We start from the raw sequence: 18,963 nt of genomic DNA, 5'->3' as shown, positions 1-18,963 counted from the left end.
TCCGTCGCTGTAGCGCATCTACGCCACTGATAGCACTTGCCTTTACCGGGACGGCTGTGCGATAACCGTGGGCAGAGCGGCCGGTGTCACCCCCTGACCGGCCCGAGACCCGATGGGGCTGACATGGCCAACGCCACCGACCACCTCTGGATGCACTTCACCCGGATGGCCAGCTACTCCGCCGGCGAGGTGCCGACCATCGTCCGCGGCGAGGGCGCGTACGTCTGGGACTCCCAGGGCCGCCGGTACCTGGACGGACTCGCCGGGCTCTTCGTCGTCAACGCCGGCCACGGGCGTACCGAGCTGGCCGAGGCGGCCGCCAAGCAGGCCGGCGAGCTGGCCTACTTCCCGCTCTGGTCGTACGCCCACCCGAAGGCCGTCGAGCTGGCGGAGAAGATCGCCTCGCTCACCCCGGGCGACCTGAACCGGGTCTTCTTCACCACCGGCGGCTCCGAGGCCGTCGAGGCGGCGTGGAAGCTGGCCCGGGCGTACTTCAAGCGCACCGGCCAGCCGAACAAGCACAAGGTGGTCAGCCGGTACATCGCCTACCACGGCACCTCGATGGGCGCGCTGTCGATCACCGGCCTGCCCGGCATCAAGAGTGACTTCGAGCCGCTGGTGCCCGGCGGCATCAAGGTGCCGAACACCAACTTCTACCGCGCCCCGGAGCACGGCGACTCGCCCGAGGCGTTCGGCCGCTGGGCCGCCGAGGAGATCCGCCGCGCCATCGAGCGCGAGGGGCCGGACACCGTCGCCGCGGTCTTCCTGGAGCCGGTGCAGAACTCCGGCGGCTGCTTCCCGCCGCCGCCCGGCTACTTCGAGCGGGTCCGGGAGATCTGCGACGCGTACGACGTGCTGCTCGTCTCCGACGAGGTGATCTGCTCGTGGGGCCGGCTCGGCGAGTACTTCGGCGCCGTCCGGTACGGCTACCAGCCCGACATCATCACCACCGCCAAGGGCATCACCTCCGGGTACGCCCCGCTCGGCGCGATGATCGCCAGCGAGCGGCTGATGGAGCCGTTCCTCACCGAGACCGGCATGTTCGCCCACGGGGTGACCTTCGGCGGCCACCCGGTCTCCTGCGCGGTGGCCCTGGCCAACCTGGAGGTCTTCGCCCGCGAGGACCTCATCGGGCACGTCCGGGCCAACGAGGGCGCCTTCCGGTCCACCCTGGAGAAGCTCAACGACCTGCCCATCGTCGGCGACGTCCGGGGCGACGGCTACTTCTACGGCATCGAGCTGGTCAAGGACAAGGCGACCCGGGAGACCTTCGACGAGGCAGAGTCCGAGCGGCTGCTGCGGGGCTACCTCTCCACCGCGCTCTTCCAGGCCGGGCTCTACTGCCGCGCCGACGACCGGGGCGATCCCGTGGTGCAGCTCGCCCCGCCGCTGATCGCCGATCAACAGCAGTTCGACGAGATCGAGCAGATCCTGCGCGCCGTGCTGACCGAGGCATGGAACCGCCTCTGAGCGGCGGGCCCGGGCTGGGCGGGGCCGGTTCCCGGGACACCGGGAGCCGGCCCCGCACCGCACCGGCCACCGCCGACACCGCGAGCACCCAGGCGGCCGCACCGGCCAGCGGCGGGACCGGGAGCAGCGCGGCCGTCGGCGGCACCGACCGCACCCGGGTACGCCGGCTGCCCGAGCTCGCGGTCCACGACCCGGGCCACCCTGCACGCCGTCCTCGACGCCGGCCGGGTCGGTCACCTGGCCATCGCCGACGGGCGTCAGCCGTACGCGCTGCCGGTGGCCTACGCCCGCGACGGCGAGCGGGTGCTGCTGCACGGCTCGACCGGCAGCCGGCTGTTCCGGCACCTCGCGGCGGGCGCGCCGGCCTGCCTGACGGTGACCCTGCTCGACGGTCTCGTGCTGGCCCGCAGCGCCTTCGCCTCCTCGATGAACTACCGGTGCGCGATGGTGCTCGGCGAGCTGAGCGTGGTCGACGGCGACGACCGGCTGGCCGCCCTGGAACGCATCTCCGAGCAGCTGCTGCCCGGCCGCTGGGCGGCGATCCGGTCGCCGTCGGCGAAGGAGCTGGCCGCCACGCTGGTGCTCGCCCTGCGGCTGGACGAGTGCTCGGTGAAGGTCAGCGCCGGCCCGCCCGACGACCCCGACGACGACCTCGACCGGCCGGTCTGGGCCGGGGTGGTGCCGGTGCTGGAGACGCTCGGCACCCCACAGCCCGACCCACGGCTGCGCCACGACCTGCCCCCACCGGAGTGGTGATGCGCTACCAGGAGCTGTCCCACTGGCTGTCCACGGTGGACGAGCCGCTGGACCCGCGCCCGTCGCTGCCCGGCGACGCCGACGCCGACGTGGTGATCGTCGGCGCCGGCTACACCGGGCTGTGGACGGCGTACCACCTCGCGACCGCCGACCCGTCGCTGCGGATCACCGTGCTGGAGGCCGAGATCGCCGGGTACGGCGCCTCGGGGCGCAACGGCGGCTGGTGCTCCGCGCTCTTCCCCACCTCGCTGCCCGCGCTGGCCCGCCGGCACGGCCGGGACCGGGCGCTGGCCATGCAGCGGGCCATGCAGCAGACCGTGCGCGAGGTCGGCCGGGTGGTCGCCGCCGAGGGCATCGACTGCGACTGGCACCGGGGCGGGACGGTGGTGCTGGCCCGGTCGCAGGCCCAGCTCGGCCGGGCCCGGGCCGAGGTGGCCACGGCCCGCGAGCACGGTCTCGACCCCGACGACCTGGTGCTGCTCGACGCCCCCGAGGCGTCCGCCCGGTGCGCGGCCGAGGGGGTGCTCGGGGCGACGTACACCCCGCACTGCGCGGTGGTGCACCCGGCGAAGCTGGTCCGTGGGCTGGCCCGGGCGGTCGAGCGCCACGGGGTACGCCTGCACGAACGCACCCCGGTCACCGCGATCCGGGCCGGCGCCGCGGTCACCCCGTACGGCACGGTCCGGGCGCCGGTGGTGGTCCGGGCCACCGAGGGGTACACGCCGGGGCTGCCCGGGCAGCGGCGCGCCATCGCCCCGGTCTACTCGCTGATGGTGGCCACCGAGCCGCTGCCCGCGCAGACCTGGGACCGGATCGGGCTGGCCGAGCGGGAGACGTTCTCCGACCACCGGCACGTCATCATCTACGGCCAGCGCACCGCCGACGACCGGTTGGCCTTCGGCGGGCGGGGCGCGCCCTACCACTTCGGCTCCCGGGTCTCCCCCGCGTACGACCGGGAGCCGGCGGTCTTCCGCGCGCTGCGCCGGGTGCTGGGCGAACTCTTCCCCGTGCTCGGCCCCGAGGTGCCGGTCACCCACACCTGGGGCGGCCCGCTCGGGGTGGCCCGGGACTGGTCCGCCTCGGTGGGGCTGGACCGCGCGACGGGTCTCGGCTGGGCCGGCGGCTACGTCGGCGACGGGGTCGGCACCAGCAACCTGGCCGGCCGTACCCTCGCCGACCTGATCCGCGGCGTGGACAGCGACCTGACGACGCTCCCCTGGGTCAACCACCGCTCCCCGAAGTGGGAACCGGAGCCCCTACGCTGGCTGGCGGTCAACGCCAGCCTCAAGCTGATGTTCTCAGCGGACGCCGCCGAGGCCCGCAAGGGCCGCCCCTCCCGCCGCGCCGCCGCCTTCTCCCGCCTCCTCGGCCACTGACCCTCCCCCGGCCCGCGTCCCGGCTCGGTGATCAAGAGGTTTGCGTCATCCAAGGTCCTGATCCTGACGCAAACTTCTTGATCATCGTGGGCAGGCGGGCGCCGCCGGGGGCCGGGCGGGAGGGGGGTGGGGGTTAGTGGTTGGGGGGGATTACGCGGAGGTGGCCTCGGCGGCCGGTGTGGGGGGAGGGGTAAGCGGTCTGGTCGTCCTCGGGAGGGCGGGGGGTCACGGGGCGGGCGGCCTCGCGGACGGCCTCGGCCAGGGCCACCAGGTCGTCGGTGGTGGGCGGCGGCGGCTCGAACTCGCCCTCGTGCCGGACCACGTCCCAGCCCCGGGGAGCGGTCAGGCTCCGGGCGTGCGGCTCACAGAGGTCGTACGTGTGCGGCTCGGCGAAGGCTGCCAACGGGCCCACCACCGCGGTCGACTCGTTGTAGACATAGGTCAATGTGGCGACCGCTTGCCGGGGGCAGCCGTTACGGGAGCAGCGCCGTGGTGACCTCACGGCGGCAGGGTATCCCCATTACCGGGTCCGGCGCACCGGTTCGCGTTGCGACACGCCCGTCACGGTGATCACAATTCGCGCCCGCTCGACCCCGCCGCGCCAGGAGTGCGGCGCTGCCGCAGGCCAGGCCGGCCCGGGAGCTACCCTGTGCCTCATGACGAGCCCGGAACACCGCCGCCCCGGCTCCGGCCGGCGCACCCACCGCGACCGCCACGGTCGTGGCCTGCGGGGGCGGCTGGTGCCGGCGACCGTCCCGCTGGCCCGCACCAAGGCCGAGGTCTTCGACGACCTGGTGCTGGACACCGTCGAGACGCTGGAGCGCCGCTTCGCCAAGGAGCTGGCCGGTGTCGAGTTCGCCGTCGAGGACGTCCCGCCGGACCTGAACGTATACGACTCGGACGTGCTCGAGGACGGCGAGGTGCCGCTGGCCCGGCTGCTGCCGGGGCGCCCCGGCCGGCAGGAGGTGCCGCCCCGCATCGTGCTCTACCGCCGGCCGCTGGAGTTCCGCGCGATGGACCGCGAGGACCTGGCCGATCTGGTGCACGACGTGATCATCGAGCAGGTGGCGAACCTGCTCGGGGTCGACCCGGACGAGCTGGCCTGACCCCCCTCTCGGTCGGGCCGCCCCCGCGGCACCGACCCAAGGCGTGAGCCGGGCGGCCCCCACCGCCCCGGCCCCACACGTCAGCTCAGGCGACTCGCCGCTTGAGCTTGCGCCGCTCCCGCTCGGAGAGCCCACCCCAGATCCCGAACCGCTCGTCGTGACCGAGAGCGTATTCGAGGCATTCCGTCTTGACCTCGCACCGCGAGCAGATCCGCTTCGCCTCGCGGGTCGAGCCGCCCTTCTCGGGAAAGAACGCTTCCGGATCGGTCTGCGAGCAGAGCGCCCGCTCCTGCCACTCCGGCGCGTTTCCGAGCAGGTCGGCCACCTCAAGCTGGCCGTCCATCAGATGCCTCCTTGTCGCGCACCGGCGTCATCGCCGCTGCAACCCCCCACGCGAAAGGCGTGCTTGTCCGTACGGTCCCCATTTGTTGCGTTCCGTGCGAACAACCCCATTCAAATTACACGCGTGTAATGCGTGCGCCGTCAAGCTGAACTTGATAATGGAGTCGCCCTCCCGACACCGTTCGAGCGACCACTTCGGTCGCCCGCCTCGCAACCTGCCCTATCGATTCAGACCCCGGCCGAGTAACGCCCTCTCCGGCGAGTTGCCCGAGATTTCTGCCGTGGCGTGCCCATCGTGGACGCCGCCGGGGTACGCCGGCGGAGGCTCCGGTGGACCAGCCATCAAGATCGAGTTCTTGGTGGGGCACAGGTTAACGCGGTTCGGCCACGGCCGCCCGTCGAGCAGAAAATGCCGACAGCGCCCCGTCCACGATGTGGACGGGGCGCGACGGTTCGGACGCGGAGCGGTGATCAGCCCACCCCCGGCGGAGCGCTGCTCGGCCAGACGAACTCGGCGACGGCGCCGCCGGTGACGGAGATCGCGCCGGCGGGCGTCCGCTCGTCCCACCAAACGGTATAGAGGCCGGCCGGCAGGTCCGGGTACACGGCGCTGTGGAACACCCCGTCCCGGACGACCCGCTCCCGCACGGCCGAATGGGTACGCGGCCCGTCGGGCCGGTCGGCCCGGCTGATCTCGATCTCCCGCCCGTGCAGCCGACGGCCGGTGTGGACGATCAGCGCGCCGGTGTCCGCGCCCAGATCGAGCAGGACGGTGCCGCTCTCCGTCGGCCCGTACCGGTGGTCGTGCCCGTGCATGACGTCCTCCCTCCGCTCAGGACTTCGCCACCGGCGGATTGTTGAACCCGTCGTACGGCGTACCGAGGAAGGGGAAGCCGGCCAGGAAGGGCGCGGTCACGTCGGCGGCGCTCAGCCCCGGGGTGACCGCGCCGGCTGCCGCGTCGGGGGTGAATGCCTTGTCCACCAGCGGCACGGTGACCCCGGCGATGGCCCGCAGCGCGATGCTCACCACGTCGTCGCCGACCCGCCGACCGTTGGGGAAGCCGGCCAGGTCGCCGCCGAGCACGCCGAACCGGTCCGGCTTGGCGGTCGGCTTGATCGCGGTGTTCAGCCGCAGCATGTCGGCCTGCACGTCGCCGGTGTTGTTGGTGAAGCCGTCGATCAGCCCGGCCGGGATGCCGGTGAGCAGGATCGCCGCCAGGTCCGCCCGGGGCTTCTTGGCCTTGTTCAGCGCGTCCAGTTTGGGGAAGACGCCCGGATAGAGGGCCGGCAGCAGGGCGGCCAGCTCCGGCTGCTCGACGAAGCGGGCGAACCGCTTGTCCTCCGACGGCGGCAGGGTGTTCCACAGGTCCTTCTTGGACATCGGCACGATGACCTCGTTGAACAACGGGTTGCCCAGCCGTGACACCTGGGTCCACGGGCCGGTGGCGGTGTCCGCGGCGGCCCGGTCACCAAGCACCCGCACCTGCTGCCGCGAGGCCGACGTCCACACCCCGATCACCGAGGCGCGGTCGGCGGCGCCGTACCGGTTGGCCTTGCGGCGCACCTTGCTCAGCGGCACCTGCACCGCGATGCTGTGCACGTTCATCCGGTCCACGGCGTTGACCGGCTCGCCCTCGGCCTTGAAGAGCTTCTTGCCGGCGACGTGCAACTGCTGGAACGGCCGCAGCGTACCCAGGTCGAAGATGGCGCCGAGGTCGACGAAGAAGCCGTCCGCGCGCTGCCCGGCGAAGACCCGCTCCCCGGTGGAGAGGCTGTACGTCGCCTGGCGGGCCAGCTGGGCGTAGTTCGGGGTGGAGAGCGGCCCGACGTTGCATGGCGGGCAGGGCAGCTTGTTTGCGAGCACGTGCTCCCGGCCGTCGGCCACCCGGGTCAGCTTGTAGAACTGGCGCCGATTCCAGTTCTCGCTGTCCAGCGACTCGATCGGGCCGGTGTTGTAGAGAAAGCTGTTCGGATTCGTGATCTCGGTGCTGAATTCGAACCGGTAGGTCACGTCGGGACGGCCGTCACCGTCGTTGTCGATGTGAATCTCGTACCGCACGTCGTCGCCGAACTCGAAGAAGTTCGGTCCGCCGGAGGGGAGCTGCAACGGCACGTAGTTGGCGATCAGCGTGACCGAGTCGGGCCGGTCGGGGCTGACGAACGCGTACAGGTCGGAGCTGTCGGCGACCGGGTCCTTGCTTATCTCCGGTGCTTCGCGATGGGAGGACATGGCGGACCAACCTTTGCGGGATCAGGAGTGAGATGAGGGTGGCCGGGCGCCGAGAGCCCGCGCCGGGCCGTGCGGGGAGGGCGGGGCGCGCGGTACGCCCGCGGGTCAGCGCCGCCCGGCGGCGCGCCGCAACCGGTCCGCCAGCCCGCGGTCGCGTACCTCGATCCGGGACGTGCCGACGAAGACGTCCATCGTCCCGGTGGCGGCGTCGCGCAGGTGGACCACGATCGGGTCGTCCTTCGCGCCGGCGGCCGACGGGGCGTTCTGCGCGGCCGACAGGCCCGGCACGGTGAGGGCGGCGGCGCCCAGCGTGGCGCTCGCCGCGGCGGTCAACGTCTGCCGGCGGGTCAGTCGCGGCCAGGGCCGCTTCCGCTCGTCACTCGTCATGGGGAACCTTTCCTCCGGCGGCGCGTACGCGCCCGCGATGGCTCGCGAGGGGCTGCCGACGGCGGCCCTCGCCTCAACCGCCGCCGGCGACCAGTGGTACGGCCGGTGCCGGGGAAAGGTTCGACGCTACGCGGGGTGGTGACCGTACGCGGTCGTCCGCTTGCGCGCCGGTCGACCGGCGGCCGCCGCGATGGCCCGCAACTGCTCCTCGGTACGCGCCGAACCGTTGCCGGAGCCGGCCATCCGGGAGATCGTCTCCTCCATCAGCGTGCCGCCCAGGTCGTTGCAGCCGCCCTGGAGCATGGCCACCGTGCCGGCGTCGCCCAGCTTCACCCAGGAGCACTGGATGTTGTCGATCCGGCCGTGCAGCAGCAGCCGGGCCATCGCGTGCACCGCCCGGTTCTCCCGCCAGGTGGGCCCCGGCCGGGCGATGCCGGCGAGGTAGATCGGCGCGTTGGTGTGCACGAACGGCAGCGCCACGAACTCGGTGAACCCGCCGGTGCGGTCCTGCACCCCGGCCAGCACCCGGAAGTGCGCCAACCACTGCCCGGGGTGGTCCACGTGGCCGTACATCATCGTGGAGCTGGACCGGATGCCCAGCTCGTGGGCCGTGCTGACCACGTCGACCCAGGCGGCGGCCGGCAGCTTGCCCTTGGTGAGCACCCAGCGCACGTCGTCGTCGAGGATCTCCGCGGCGGTGCCCGGGATGGTGTCCAGCCCGGCCTCGCGCAGCCGGGTCAGCCACTCCCGCACCGGCACGCCGGCCTTGGCGGCGGCGGTGACGATCTCCATCGGGGAGAAGGCGTGCACGTGCATCCCCGGCACCCGTGCCTTGATCGCCCGGACCAGGTCGGCGTAGCCGGTCACCGGCATCTTCGGGTCGATCCCGCCCTGGAGGCAGACCTCGGTGGCCCCGGCCGCCCAGGCCTCCTCGGCCCGGTCGGCGACCTGCTCCACCGAGAGCCGGAACGCGTCGGCGTCCCGTTCCCGCTGGGCGAAGGCGCAGAACCGGCAGCCCACGTAGCAGACGTTGCTGAAGTTGATGTTGCGGTTGACCACGTAGGTGACGTCGTCGCCGACGGCGTCGCGCCGGACGTCGTCGGCGAGCCGGCACAGCTCGTCCAGCGCCGGACCGTCCGCGCCGAAGAGGGCCAGCGCCAGCTCGGCGTGCCGGGGCTCCAGCAGCGCCGCCGGGTCGTCGGCGGCCAGCCGCAGCCCGGCCCGTACGTCGGCGTCGCCGCCGGGGGCGGCCCCCGCGGTCACCTTGCCGGCGACCTCCGACCAGTCGCCGTAGACGCTGTCGAAGTCGCCCCGCCGGTCCCCGGTACGCCCGGCGGTGTCGATGGTGACGTGCAGGTCGGTCCGCCCGCCGTACGTCTCGTCGGGCTCCTGCCACGGCCGACCCACCGGCCGGGCGGACTCGACGGCGAGCCCCGTCTCCGGGTCGGCCAGCGCGTTGACGTGCGGCAGCAGCCGGTGGTCGAGCCAGGGGTCACCGGCCCGGACGTACTCGGGGTAGACGGTCAGCCGCTCACGCAGGGTGAAGCCGGACTTCTCGGTGTGCCGGGCCAGCTCGTCGAGCTGCGGCCAGGGCCGCTCCGGGTTGACGTGGTCCGGGGTCAGCGGCGACACCCCGCCCCAGTCGTCGATGCCGGCGCGCAGCAGCAGGTCGTACTCGCCCTCGATCAGGTTGGGCGGGGCCTGGATCCGGGCCTTGGGGCCGAGCAGCAGCCGGGCCACCGCCACCGTGGCGGCCAGGTCGTGCAGCTCGGCGTCGGGCATGCCGCGCATCGCGGTGTCCGGCTTGGCGCGGAAGTTCTGCACGATCACCTCCTGGAGGTGGCCGTACTCCCGGTGCGCCCGGCGGATCGCGAAGATCGCGTCGACCCGCTCGGCCGGGGTCTCGCCGATGCCGATCAGGATGCCGGTGGTGAACGGCACCCCGACCCGGCCGGCGTCGTCGAGCACCCGGAGCCGCACCGCGGGTTCCTTGTCGGGCGAGCCGAAGTGCGGGCCACCCGGCTCGGACCAGAGCCGGGTCGCGGTGGTCTCCAGCATCATCCCCATGCTCGGCGCCACCGGCTTGAGCCGTTGCAGCTCCGACCAGGACAGCACGCCCGGGTTGAGGTGGGGCAGCAGGCCGGTCTCCTCCAGCACCGCCACCGCGCAGGCCCGCAGGTAGTCCAGGGTGGAGTCGTAGCCGCGCTCGTCCAACCACTCGCGGGCCGCCGGCCAGCGCTCCTCCGGCCGGTCACCGAGGGTGAACAGGGCCTCCTTGCAGCCCAGCGCCGCGCCCTGCCGGGCGATCGCCAGCACCTCGTCCTGCTCCAGGAAGGCGGCCGGCAGCCGGTGCGGCACCGTGGCGAAGGTGCAGTAGTGGCAGCGGTCCCGGCAGAGCCGGGTCAGCGGGATGAAGACCTTCTTCGAGTACGTCACCACGCCCGGCCGGCCGGCGTCGCGCAGCCCGGCGTCGCGGATCTCCCCGGCGATGCGGAGCAGTTCGTCGAGCTCGGCGCCCCGGGCCGCCAGCAGCGCGGTCGCCTCCGCGACGTCCAGGGCGCGGCCGGTGGCCGCCCGGCGCAGCGCGCGCTGCACGCTCGCCTCGGTCGGGGCGGGATCGGTGCGGTCAGCCATCCGCTCAGCCTATGCGCTGGCTCGGACGGCCGGACGGGCACGGAACACGGTGTGAGATCAACCCCGTGCCGCGCCGGTCGGTTGCCGGCGGATGCGTCCCGGGCGCAGCACGTCGAGCGTGATACCTCAGAGTCACCTCTGAGGATCACGCTCACCGCGGTGGTGCTTCGCTGAGCCGACCCGCCCCGACGACAGCGGAAGGGCCGCTCGGCTCAGCGTGGGGAGTTCGGGTCGTCCCGGTGGAAGCGCTGGGTCCGGTCGACGTCCTCGGCACCGGGCGGCCCGGCCGGCCCGCCCACCTCGCCGGGCTGGCGCGGGATGGTCTGGGTGGGGTCGGCCGACGGCGGCTGGCCGAACGGCGGAGCGGTGTTCGGGCCGGCGAACGGCGGCGCGGACTGCGGCGTGCCGAACGGCGGCGCCGACTGCGGAGCGGCGCCGAACGGCGGGGCCGAGGACGGGCCCGGCTGGCCGTACTGGCCGTACTGGCCGTACTGGCCGGCGGATGGGTAACCGGCGGGCGGCTGACCGGTGGGCGGGTAGGCGGTGCCGGGGTGGCCGCCGGGCTGGCCCGGGGGCGGGTAACCCGCGGAGGGGTAGCCGCCCTGGCCGGACTGCTGCGGCCAACCGGGCTGCGGCTGGCCGTACACGCCGGGCTGCGGCTTGGGGCGGGGGACGTGGTAGAACGCCCGCCAGACCCGGTAGACGACGAACGCGGCGAGGGCGAAGAGCGCGAACCAGGCGGCCCGGGTCAGCAGGCCGAGCAGGGCGTCCAGCACCTCCGCGTCGGCGAGCCGGTTGACCAGCCAGATCAGGAAGGTCAGCGTGCCGAAGAGCACGCCGAAGGCGTACTCGCCGACCGCGACCTGGGTGATCTGCTTCGCCCGCGGCAGGACCGGCGAGACGTGCGTGGCGAGCAGCACGGCCAGCAGCGGCAGGACGGTCGCCTCGATGCCGACGAACGAGAAGAAGGTGCTGCCGGCCCGGCTCGAGAAGGTGCTGTACTCCGAGGCCGGCGCGAGCAGCCGGATCAGTCCGACGAAGAGCAGCACGGCGTTCGCGCCGAGCAGCACGAACGCGGCGAGTTCGCGCAGTGGACCGGTGAGCTGGCGGGCCTGCGTCGCGTCTTTCGGCGCCGGCTCGGCGGGGCTGGTCACGAGTTCTCCCTCGGGCGAAACGGACAGATGCCGACGTGAGCCTAGTCTCCCGGGTCACCGACGGACCGCAGGCGTCGCGTACGCCAGGATGGACGTCATGCGCATTGTGGTTCTGACCGGCGGGATCGGGGGCGCTCGGTTCCTGCTCGGCGTCCGGGCGTACGCCCGCGAGGTGGGCGCCGAGGTGACCGCCGTGGTCAACGTCGGCGACGACCTGCTCCTGCACGGGCTCAAGGTCTGCCCGGACCTGGACAGCGTCATGTACACCCTGGGCGGCGGGGCCGACCCGGAACGCGGCTGGGGACGGGTCGGCGAGACCTGGACGGTCAAGGCGGAGCTGGCCGCGTACGGCGCGGAGCCGACCTGGTTCGGGCTCGGCGACAAGGACATCGCCACCCACCTGGTGCGGACCACCATGCTCAACGCCGGGTACCCGCTCTCCGCGGTGACCGAGGCGCTGGCCAGCCGCTGGCAGCCCGGCGTACGCCTGCTGCCGGCGACCGACGACCGGCTGGAGACCCACGTGGTGGTCGACGGCGAGGAGGGGCAGCGGGCGATCCACTTCCAGGAGTGGTGGGTGCGCTACCGGGCGGACATCCCCACCCACCGGTTCGTCTTCGTCGGCGCGGAGAGCGCCAAGCCGGCGCCGGGGGTGCTGGAGGCGATCGCCGGCGCGGACGCCGTGCTGGTCGCGCCGAGCAACCCGGTGGTGAGCGTCGCCCCGGTGCTCGCCGTGCCGGGGCTGCGCGACGCGGTCGCCCAGGGTCCGGCCCGGGTGGTCGGGGTCTCCCCGATCATCGGCGGCGCTCCGGTGCGCGGCATGGCCGACCGGTGCCTGTCGGTGCTGGGTGTGGAGTGCAGCGCCGCCGGGGTGGGCCGGCTCTACGGCGGGCGGAGCGAGGGCGGCCTGCTCGACGGCTGGCTGGTCGCGCCGGAGGACGAGGGCACCTCGGTGCCGGGGGTGGCGGTCCGGTCCGCGCCGCTGTGGATGACCGACGAGGCGGCGACCGCGCAGCTGGTGCGGGCCGCGTTGGAGCTGGTGTGAGACTGGAGATCCTGCCGGTGCTGGGCATCGGCGACGTGACCGAGGGCGACGACCTGGCCGCGCTGATCGCGACCGCCGCGCCGTGGCTGCGCGACGGGGACGTGCTGGTGGTCACCAGCAAGATCGTCTCGAAGGCGGAGGGTCGGCTGGTCGACGTGCCGGCGGACGGGCCGGAACGGCTCGCCGCGCGCGACGAGGTGCTGGCCGCCGAGACCGCCCGGGTGGTGGCGACCCGTGGCGCGACCCGGATCGTCCAGACCCACCACGGCTTCGTGCTGGCCTCCGCCGGGATCGACGCCTCCAACGTCGACAAGACCCGGCTGGTGCTGCTGCCCAAGGACCCGGACGCCTCGGCCCGGGCGCTGCGCGCCGCCCTGGCCGAGCGGTACGGCCTCGACGTGGCGGTGATCGTCAGCGACACCATGGGTCGGCCCTGGCGCAACGGGCTCACCGACGTGGCGCTCGGGGTGGCCGGCATGTCCGCCATCCGCGACCACCGGGGCGAGGTCGACCCGTACGGCAACGAGCTGCAGCTGACCCAGATGGCCGTGGTGGACGAGCTGGCCGGCGCCGGCGAGTTGATCAAGGGTAAGTGCGACCAGGTCCCGGTCGCGGTGGTGCGCGGGTACCTGGGTGCCGGCCGCACCGACGACGGCGCGGGCGCGAGCGTCCTGGTCCGGGACGCGACGATGGACCTCTTCTCCCTCGGCACCGCCGAGGCGCGGGCGGCCGGCCTCCGGTCCGCCGCGACCCTCGCCGACGGCACCGGTCCGACGCCGGCCGACCCGGAGGCGGTCCGGCGGGCCGTCGCCGCGGTCGCCGACGTGGTCGCGCCCGGCACCGCCTTCACCCACGTCACCGACCAGGAGGTACGCGCCGGCCTGGTCGCCACCGTCCCGGGCTGGCCGGCGGGGGCCACCGGGCTGATCCTCGGCGCGGCACCCACCCCGGTCGACCGGCCGGACCTGGTGCGCTTCGGCGCGGACCTGCACCGGCTGCGCGCCGCGCTGGCCGCCGAGGGGGTGCCCTCGGCGCTGCTGCCGCCACCGGCGGGCAGCACGGCCAGCGCCTGCCTGGCGATCTGACGTCGGGCCGGGTCAGGCCTCCAGCATGGCCCGCTGACGCCGGGTCAGGCCTCCAGCATGGCCCGCTGACGCCGGGTCAGGCGTCCAGCATGGCCCGGCCCAGCGGGGTCAGGGTGTGCAGCACCGTGTTGCGGTCCCGCTGGCTGACCAGCAGCCCGGCGTTGCGCAGCACGGCGGTGTGCTGGCTGGCGGCGGCCGGCGAGATGTGCAGCCGCCGGGCCACCTCGCCGGTGGTGCAGCCGTCGTCGCTGACCTCCAGCACCGCGGCCCGGGTCCGGCCGAGCAGCGCGGCGAGCGCCTCCCGCCCGGCCCCCTCGCGGTTCGGGCCGGCGCCCTCGCCGGGCGCCGGGACCAGACCGCCCAGCCGGTCCACCGGATAGACCAGCACCGGGGGCAGCGCCGGGTCGAGCAGGGCCACCGGGGTACGCGCGCAGAAGAACGAGGGCACCAGCAGCAGCCCGCGCCCGTCCAGGTGCAGCTCCCGGCGGTCCGGGTAGTCCAGCACCTCCAACCGCCCGGAGTCCCAGCGCATGGTGGGGCGCAGGCTGGCCAGCAGCCCCTCCGCCCCGCCGTCGAGCAGGGCACGGGCGCGCCGGTTACGGTCGGCCTCCACCGCCGCCTGGATCCGCCCCCAGTACGGCTCGAGCGCCACCGACCGGTACTGCGTCATCGAGTCGGTGAGCAGTTGCAGCACCTCCGGCTCGCCGCGGGCCAGCGCGGCGGCGGAGGAGGGCAGCGAGTTCGCCCCCGCCAGCACGGTCAGGTCCCGGTTCAGCAGGTCGATCGGGGTGGCCCGGACCGCGTCCAGCCCCGCCTCGAACCCCGCCACGCTCTGGTACGGGGTGAGGAAGTCGGGGAAGTAGCCGCGCGGCGGGTTCAGCGCGAAGAGCAACCGGAGCTGGTGGGAGGTGACGTCGCGGCGCAGCTCGCGGGCGACGCCCCGGCGCCAGTGCGCCATCAGCGGGTCCCGGGTACGGCCCTGCAGCAGGTGCAGACTCAGCACCAGCTCCCAGATCGGGTCGGCCGCGGGGGCCACCCTGGTCCGGAGAATGTCCTCCTGAGAGAAGTGGATCGTCAGCATGGAAGCGCTCCTGAGGGCGGACAGGGGGATTGCCCACCGACCCTCTGCACTCTACCCGCCCGGCACTTACCTCCACTTTTAAGCGTGAGCTGAAAAACCTCGACGCCCCCGACCGCCGGTTGGCATGCTCCTACTGCCCGGTCCGGCGTGCGAAGGGGTCCACCAGCCACCCGACCGGGACGCCTGGGGGCGGTGGGCGCGTCCGGGAGACACCACGAGGGTCTGCGGCCCTGGTCCGCAGAGGTGTCCCCCGGGCGCTCCGCGCCGAAGGGGCCGGTCAGCCGATCCAGAGCGCGACCCGGTGGTCCTCGTCGGTGACGTAGAAGCAGCTCCCGTCCAGCTCGGCCAGACCCTCCACGTGGTGGAACGGCGCCAGGTCGGCCACCAGCTCCCCGGCGACCAGATGCTCCTCGGCCCCCGGCCGCCACCGGAAGCGGACGTGCCGGGAGGTCACCCCACCCCCCATCGGATGGTCGTCCAGCAGCACCGAGCCCTTGCCCAGCGCGTCGATCGAGCCGACCACCGCCGCGTAGCCGCCGTCGGCGGTCGGGGCGATCGCACGGAAGCCGACCAGCGCGCCCGGCGGCGTCACCCCGGTCAGCGCGTACGCCCGGCCGGCCACCGGCCAGTCGCCGTCCCCGGCGAACATCTCCGGCACCCCGGCCAGCTCGACCAGGATCGGCTCACCGGCGGCGGTCACCGGGAACCGGAGGCCGAGCAGCACGGTGCCGTCCGGAGTGAATGTCGCGGCCTCCACGTTCAGCGGCAGGTCGTCCTCGGCGAGCCGGCTCACCCAGCTCTTCGCCCGGGCGGTGCCCCGGGCCAGCGTCTCGACGATGAACCGGCGGCGGACCCGCTCGCCGGGCGGCAGCGGGGTGAAGGGCGCCTTCGCCAACGCGTCGTTGACCACCCGGTGCACCCGGAACCGGTTGCGCACCACCCGCACCGGCAGGGTCCCCGCCGCCGCGTCGTCCTCGCGGAACCGGGCCACGAACGCCCGGCGCGGGCGCAGCGGGCCGGCCTTCGAGCCGAAGTGCGAGCCGAAGACGTACACCCAGCCGTCGTGGTGGGCCAGCGCCTCGCCGTCCTCGGTGCGCCCGTTCTCGACGCCGGCGTCGGCGGGCACGTGCCGGGCGACCCACTCGCCGTCGGAGCGTTCCAGCAGCAGGGCCAGGCAGCGCTCCACCGGGCCCTCGTCCAGCACCGTCCAGAACCCGCGCCGGGCGCCGTGCGCGCGCAGCAGCGCCGGGGAACGGACCGGCAGCAGGTCACTGGCCTCGTTGCCGGCCACGACGAACTCGACGAGTCGCAGGGTCACCGGGCCAGGGTACGGAGCCGACGCTCGTAGAGTGTCGGGATGCCCGACGTCTCCACCCCGACCGACCCCGCCCGCCCCCCGTCCCCGTCCGCCGGCGAGGCGGCGCTGCACGCCGACGCGGTGGCGCTGCTGAGCGGGTGGACGGCGACCAGTCCCGCCGCCGCCGAGGCGCGGGACCGCACCCTGGAGCTGCTGACCGCCGGGCCGGTGGCGATGGGCCGCAGTCACCGACCCGGGCACGTCACCACCAGCGCCCTGGTGCTGGACGCCACCGGCGACCGGGTGCTGCTCTGCCTGCACGGCAAGTTCCGCCGGTGGGTGCAGCTCGGCGGGCACTGCGAGCCGGCCGACCGTACCCTCGCCGCGGCCGCGCTGCGCGAGGCGACCGAGGAGTCGGGTATCGCCGGGCTGGTCGTCGACCCGGTGCCGATCGACGTGGACATCCACCCGGTCGCCTGCCAGGGCGGCTCCCTGCACCACGACGTACGCTTCGCGGTCTTCGCGCCGCCCGGCGCGGTGGAACGGGTCAGCGACGAGTCCGAGGCGCTGGGCTGGTTCCCGCCGGACCGGCTGCCCGAGCCGCTGGCCGGCGGGACGGTCCAGCTCGTCGCGCCGGCCCTGGCCGCGCTGCGCCGCCGCGCCTGAGGAGGCGACCGGCGGCGAGGCGGGTCAGATCAGGCCCTCCTCGCCCCGCTCCTTGAGCGCGTCGACCAGCACCTTGACGTCCTGGGCGCGGTCGCGCGGGCAGACCAGCACCGCGTCCGGGGTGTCCACCACGATCAGGTCCCGTACCCCGAGCGCGGCGACCAGCCGGCCGGACTGCGGCACCACCACCAGGTCGGCGCAGTCGTGCAGCAGCACTCCCGGCTTGGCGTCGGTGCCCAGCACCACGTTGCCGGCCGGGTCGGCGGGGAGCACGTCACCGAGGGTGTGGAAGTCGCCGACGTCGTTCCAGCCGAAGTCGCCGGGCACCGTCGCGACCCGACCGGCGGTCGCCGCGCCCTCCATCACCGCGTAGTCGACGGAGATCTTCGGCAGCGTCGGCCAGACCGTGCCCAGGATGTCGTCCTGCTCGGGGGTGCCCCAGGCGGCGGCGATGGCGCTCACCCCGGCGTGCAGGGCCGGCTGCTGGCGGGCCAGTTCGGCGAGGAAGACGTCCACCCGCCAGACGAACATGCTGGCGTTCCAGAGGTGCCGCCCCGAGCGCAGGTACGCCTCGGCGACCGGCGCGGCCGGCTTCTCCTTGAACTCGGTGACCGGGCGCAGTGGACCGTCGCCGGTCGGCTCGCCGGTCTCCAGGTAGCCGTACCCGGTCTCGGCACGGGTCGGGGTGATGCCCACCGTCATCAGCAGACCCCGCTCCGCGCCGCGTACCGCCGCGCGCACCGTCTCCACCCAGGCGTCGGCGTCCCGGATCAGGTGGTCGGCCGCGAAGGAGCCCATCACCGCCTCCGGGTCCCGCTGCGCGATCACCGCGGCGGCCAGCGCGATCGCCGCGCAGGAGTCCCGCGGCGAGGGCTCCACCAGGATGTTCTCCTCGGGCACTCCGGCGAGCTGCCGGGCCACCGCCGCCGCGTGCGCCGCGCCGGTGACGACCAGGATGTGCTCCGGTGTGGTCAGCGGCGCCAGCCGGTTGACGGTCGCCTGGAGCAGCGAGGCGCTGGTGCCGGTGAGGGGGTGGAGGAACTTGGGGTGCCCCGCGCGGGACAGCGGCCACAGTCTCGTGCCGCTGCCTCCCGCCGGGATGACGGCGTAGAGCATCAGCACATCATGCCCGAACCGTTTCGGGGCGGACGAGGGGTCGTTCGCCGGGTCGTCGCACGCTCAGGCCCGGGCCCGGCTCCACGCCGCGATGTGCACCTCGGCGCTGGAGCCCCAGGTGAACTCCTTGGCCCGGTCGAAACCGGCCTTGGCCAGGGAGAGCCGGCGCTGCTCGTCGTCGAGGAGGGCGGCCAGGTCGGTGGCGATCTGGTCCGGGTCCTCGCTGGTGTAGGCGACCGCGTCGCCCCCCACCTCGGGCAGCGAGAGGCGCGGGGTGGTGAGCACCGGGGCCGCGCACGCCATCGCCTCCAGGATCGGCAGCCCGAACCCCTCGCCGTACGACGGGTAGGCGGCCACCAGCGCGCCGCCGAGGAAGCCGGGCAGGTCGGCGTAGCGCAGGTAGCCCGGGCGCAGCAGGCGCAGGTGCGACGGCACCTCGGCCACCGCGCGGTCGATGTCGTCGTCGTGCCCCTGGCCGCCGGCCACCACCAGGGCCGGCGGGTTGTCCCGGTCGCCCACCGCGCGGGCCCAGCCGCGGATCAGGTTGGGGACGTTCTTGCGCGGCTCCTTGGCGCCGAGGAAGGCGACGTAGCTGCTGTTGCCCAGCCCCAGCCGGGCCCGGACCCGGGCCTTCTCCTCCTCGCTGGGCGCGTGGAAGGCCGCGTGGTCGACGCCGTGGTAGGCGACGTCGATCCGGGTGGGGTCGGCGTCGAGCAGCCGGATCAGCTCGTCCCGGGTGGCCTTGCTCGGCACGATCACCCGGTTGGCCCGGCGCAGCGAGGTCTTGATCGCGCTGCGGAAGAACGTCCGCCGGGACTTGTCGTAGTGCTCCGGCTCGGTGAAGAAGGTCGCGTCGTGCACGGTCACGGTGACCGGGCAGCCGGCCCGCAGCGGGCAGGTGTAGAAGGGCGAGTGCAGCACCTCCGCGCCGACCTGCTGGGCGAGCAGCGGCAGGCCGGTCTGCTCCCAGGCGAGGCGGGCCGGCCGGTGCGCGACGGCCGCCGGGGCGGGGATGACCTCCGCGCCCGGCAGCATCCGGGTGTAGCGCTCCAGGTCGGTGCGGAGGCTGACCACGACCAGGTCCACCCCCGAACCGCACACGGTGCCGAGGGCGCCGAGGAGGCCGTCGACGTATCTACCGACGCCGCCACGGTCGGCGGGGACACTCGTGGCGTCGATGAGCACGCGGGGCGGGCGACCGGCGGTCACGGGGCGACT

Annotated in this window: 18 protein-coding genes; 7 read left to right on the top strand and 11 right to left on the bottom strand. The window is 74.1% G+C overall.

Annotation, left to right across the window (positions count from 1 at the left end; translation table 11 throughout):
- Window positions 1–123 precede the first annotated feature (123 nt).
- The 3 genes from M2302_RS11385 to M2302_RS11375 all read left to right on the top strand — a co-directional run bounded on the left by M2302_RS11385 (window position 124) and on the right by M2302_RS11375 (window position 3,602).
- Window positions 124–1,470 carry an aspartate aminotransferase family protein gene (locus M2302_RS11385; protein ID WP_280837883.1) on the top strand — a complete coding sequence of 449 codons (1,347 nt, stop codon included), beginning with the start codon at window positions 124–126 and terminating at the stop codon, window positions 1,468–1,470.
- 201 nt (window positions 1,471–1,671) lie between these two features.
- On the top strand, window positions 1,672–2,226 hold the full coding sequence (locus M2302_RS11380) for a pyridoxamine 5'-phosphate oxidase family protein (protein ID WP_280837954.1): 555 nt from the start codon (window positions 1,672–1,674) through the stop codon (window positions 2,224–2,226).
- Entirely contained in the window at window positions 2,226–3,602 is a 1,377-nt protein-coding gene (locus M2302_RS11375; RefSeq protein ID WP_280837882.1) for an FAD-dependent oxidoreductase, read from the top strand. Before M2302_RS11380 ends, M2302_RS11375 begins: the two co-directional genes overlap by 1 nt.
- A gap of 133 nt (window positions 3,603–3,735) precedes the next feature.
- Here the strand turns inward: M2302_RS11375 and M2302_RS11370 are convergent, their stop codons facing one another.
- A complete protein-coding gene (locus tag M2302_RS11370; RefSeq protein WP_280837881.1) occupies window positions 3,736–4,104 on the bottom strand; it encodes a DUF3499 domain-containing protein in 369 nt (122 codons plus the stop codon).
- 154 nt (window positions 4,105–4,258) lie between these two features.
- Here M2302_RS11370 and M2302_RS11365 point away from each other — a divergent pair, with 154 nt between their 5' ends.
- Window positions 4,259–4,708, top strand: a complete 450-nt coding sequence (locus tag M2302_RS11365) for a metallopeptidase family protein (protein WP_088963879.1) — start codon at window positions 4,259–4,261, stop codon at window positions 4,706–4,708.
- A gap of 85 nt (window positions 4,709–4,793) precedes the next feature.
- On the opposite strand, the gene M2302_RS11360 is transcribed toward M2302_RS11365, so the two are convergent.
- The 6 genes from M2302_RS11360 to M2302_RS11335 all read right to left on the bottom strand — a co-directional run bounded on the left by M2302_RS11360 (window position 4,794) and on the right by M2302_RS11335 (window position 11,455).
- Window positions 4,794–5,051: a WhiB family transcriptional regulator gene (locus M2302_RS11360; RefSeq protein ID WP_088980572.1), complete on the bottom strand. Its 258-nt coding sequence runs from the start codon at window positions 5,049–5,051 to the stop codon at window positions 4,794–4,796.
- A 470-nt stretch (window positions 5,052–5,521) separates the two neighbouring features.
- Complete coding sequence (locus M2302_RS11355; RefSeq protein ID WP_280837880.1) at window positions 5,522–5,866, bottom strand: phospholipase; 345 nt, start codon at window positions 5,864–5,866, stop codon at window positions 5,522–5,524.
- Window positions 5,867–5,882: 16 nt separating this feature from the next.
- A complete protein-coding gene (locus tag M2302_RS11350) occupies window positions 5,883–7,280 on the bottom strand; it encodes a DUF4331 domain-containing protein (RefSeq protein ID WP_280837879.1) in 1,398 nt (465 codons plus the stop codon).
- Between the two features lie 105 nt (window positions 7,281–7,385).
- Window positions 7,386–7,667 carry a hypothetical protein gene (locus M2302_RS11345; protein ID WP_088963882.1) on the bottom strand — a complete coding sequence of 94 codons (282 nt, stop codon included), beginning with the start codon at window positions 7,665–7,667 and terminating at the stop codon, window positions 7,386–7,388.
- 126 nt (window positions 7,668–7,793) lie between these two features.
- A complete protein-coding gene (locus M2302_RS11340; protein ID WP_280837878.1) occupies window positions 7,794–10,301 on the bottom strand; it encodes a bifunctional FO biosynthesis protein CofGH in 2,508 nt (835 codons plus the stop codon).
- A gap of 212 nt (window positions 10,302–10,513) precedes the next feature.
- Complete coding sequence (locus M2302_RS11335) at window positions 10,514–11,455, bottom strand: hypothetical protein (RefSeq protein ID WP_280837877.1); 942 nt, start codon at window positions 11,453–11,455, stop codon at window positions 10,514–10,516.
- A gap of 97 nt (window positions 11,456–11,552) precedes the next feature.
- Here M2302_RS11335 and cofD point away from each other — a divergent pair, with 97 nt between their 5' ends.
- Both cofD and M2302_RS11325 read left to right on the top strand, forming a co-directional pair.
- The gene (cofD, locus tag M2302_RS11330; RefSeq protein WP_280837876.1) at window positions 11,553–12,500 is read left to right on the top strand and encodes a 2-phospho-L-lactate transferase; all 948 of its coding nucleotides are present in this window, start codon (window positions 11,553–11,555) and stop codon (window positions 12,498–12,500) included.
- Window positions 12,497–13,585 (top strand): coenzyme F420-0:L-glutamate ligase, encoded by a 1,089-nt coding sequence (locus M2302_RS11325; RefSeq protein WP_280837875.1) that lies wholly within the window; start codon window positions 12,497–12,499, stop codon window positions 13,583–13,585. Before cofD ends, M2302_RS11325 begins: the two co-directional genes overlap by 4 nt.
- A gap of 76 nt (window positions 13,586–13,661) precedes the next feature.
- Here the strand turns inward: M2302_RS11325 and M2302_RS11320 are convergent, their stop codons facing one another.
- Together M2302_RS11320 and M2302_RS11315 are read right to left on the bottom strand one after the other, a co-directional pair.
- Window positions 13,662–14,666: a winged helix-turn-helix domain-containing protein gene (locus M2302_RS11320; RefSeq protein WP_280837874.1), complete on the bottom strand. Its 1,005-nt coding sequence runs from the start codon at window positions 14,664–14,666 to the stop codon at window positions 13,662–13,664.
- A gap of 277 nt (window positions 14,667–14,943) precedes the next feature.
- Complete coding sequence (locus tag M2302_RS11315) at window positions 14,944–15,984, bottom strand: hypothetical protein (RefSeq protein WP_280837873.1); 1,041 nt, start codon at window positions 15,982–15,984, stop codon at window positions 14,944–14,946.
- A gap of 39 nt (window positions 15,985–16,023) precedes the next feature.
- Here M2302_RS11315 and M2302_RS11310 point away from each other — a divergent pair, with 39 nt between their 5' ends.
- Complete coding sequence (locus M2302_RS11310) at window positions 16,024–16,629, top strand: NUDIX domain-containing protein (protein WP_280837872.1); 606 nt, start codon at window positions 16,024–16,026, stop codon at window positions 16,627–16,629.
- Between the two features lie 24 nt (window positions 16,630–16,653).
- On the opposite strand, the gene M2302_RS11305 is transcribed toward M2302_RS11310, so the two are convergent.
- Together M2302_RS11305 and M2302_RS11300 are read right to left on the bottom strand one after the other, a co-directional pair.
- Window positions 16,654–17,745: a sugar phosphate nucleotidyltransferase gene (locus M2302_RS11305; protein ID WP_280837871.1), complete on the bottom strand. Its 1,092-nt coding sequence runs from the start codon at window positions 17,743–17,745 to the stop codon at window positions 16,654–16,656.
- A gap of 63 nt (window positions 17,746–17,808) precedes the next feature.
- Entirely contained in the window at window positions 17,809–18,954 is a 1,146-nt protein-coding gene (locus M2302_RS11300; protein ID WP_280837870.1) for a glycosyltransferase family 1 protein, read from the bottom strand.
- Window positions 18,955–18,963 lie beyond the last annotated feature (9 nt).

This window comes from Micromonospora sp. A200, from assembly GCF_029893845.1.
GTDB classification, from domain to species: domain Bacteria; phylum Actinomycetota; class Actinomycetes; order Mycobacteriales; family Micromonosporaceae; genus Micromonospora; species Micromonospora purpureochromogenes.
Note: the sequence above shows the minus strand (reverse complement) of the source record. Positions and strands in the feature narration are given on the sequence as shown.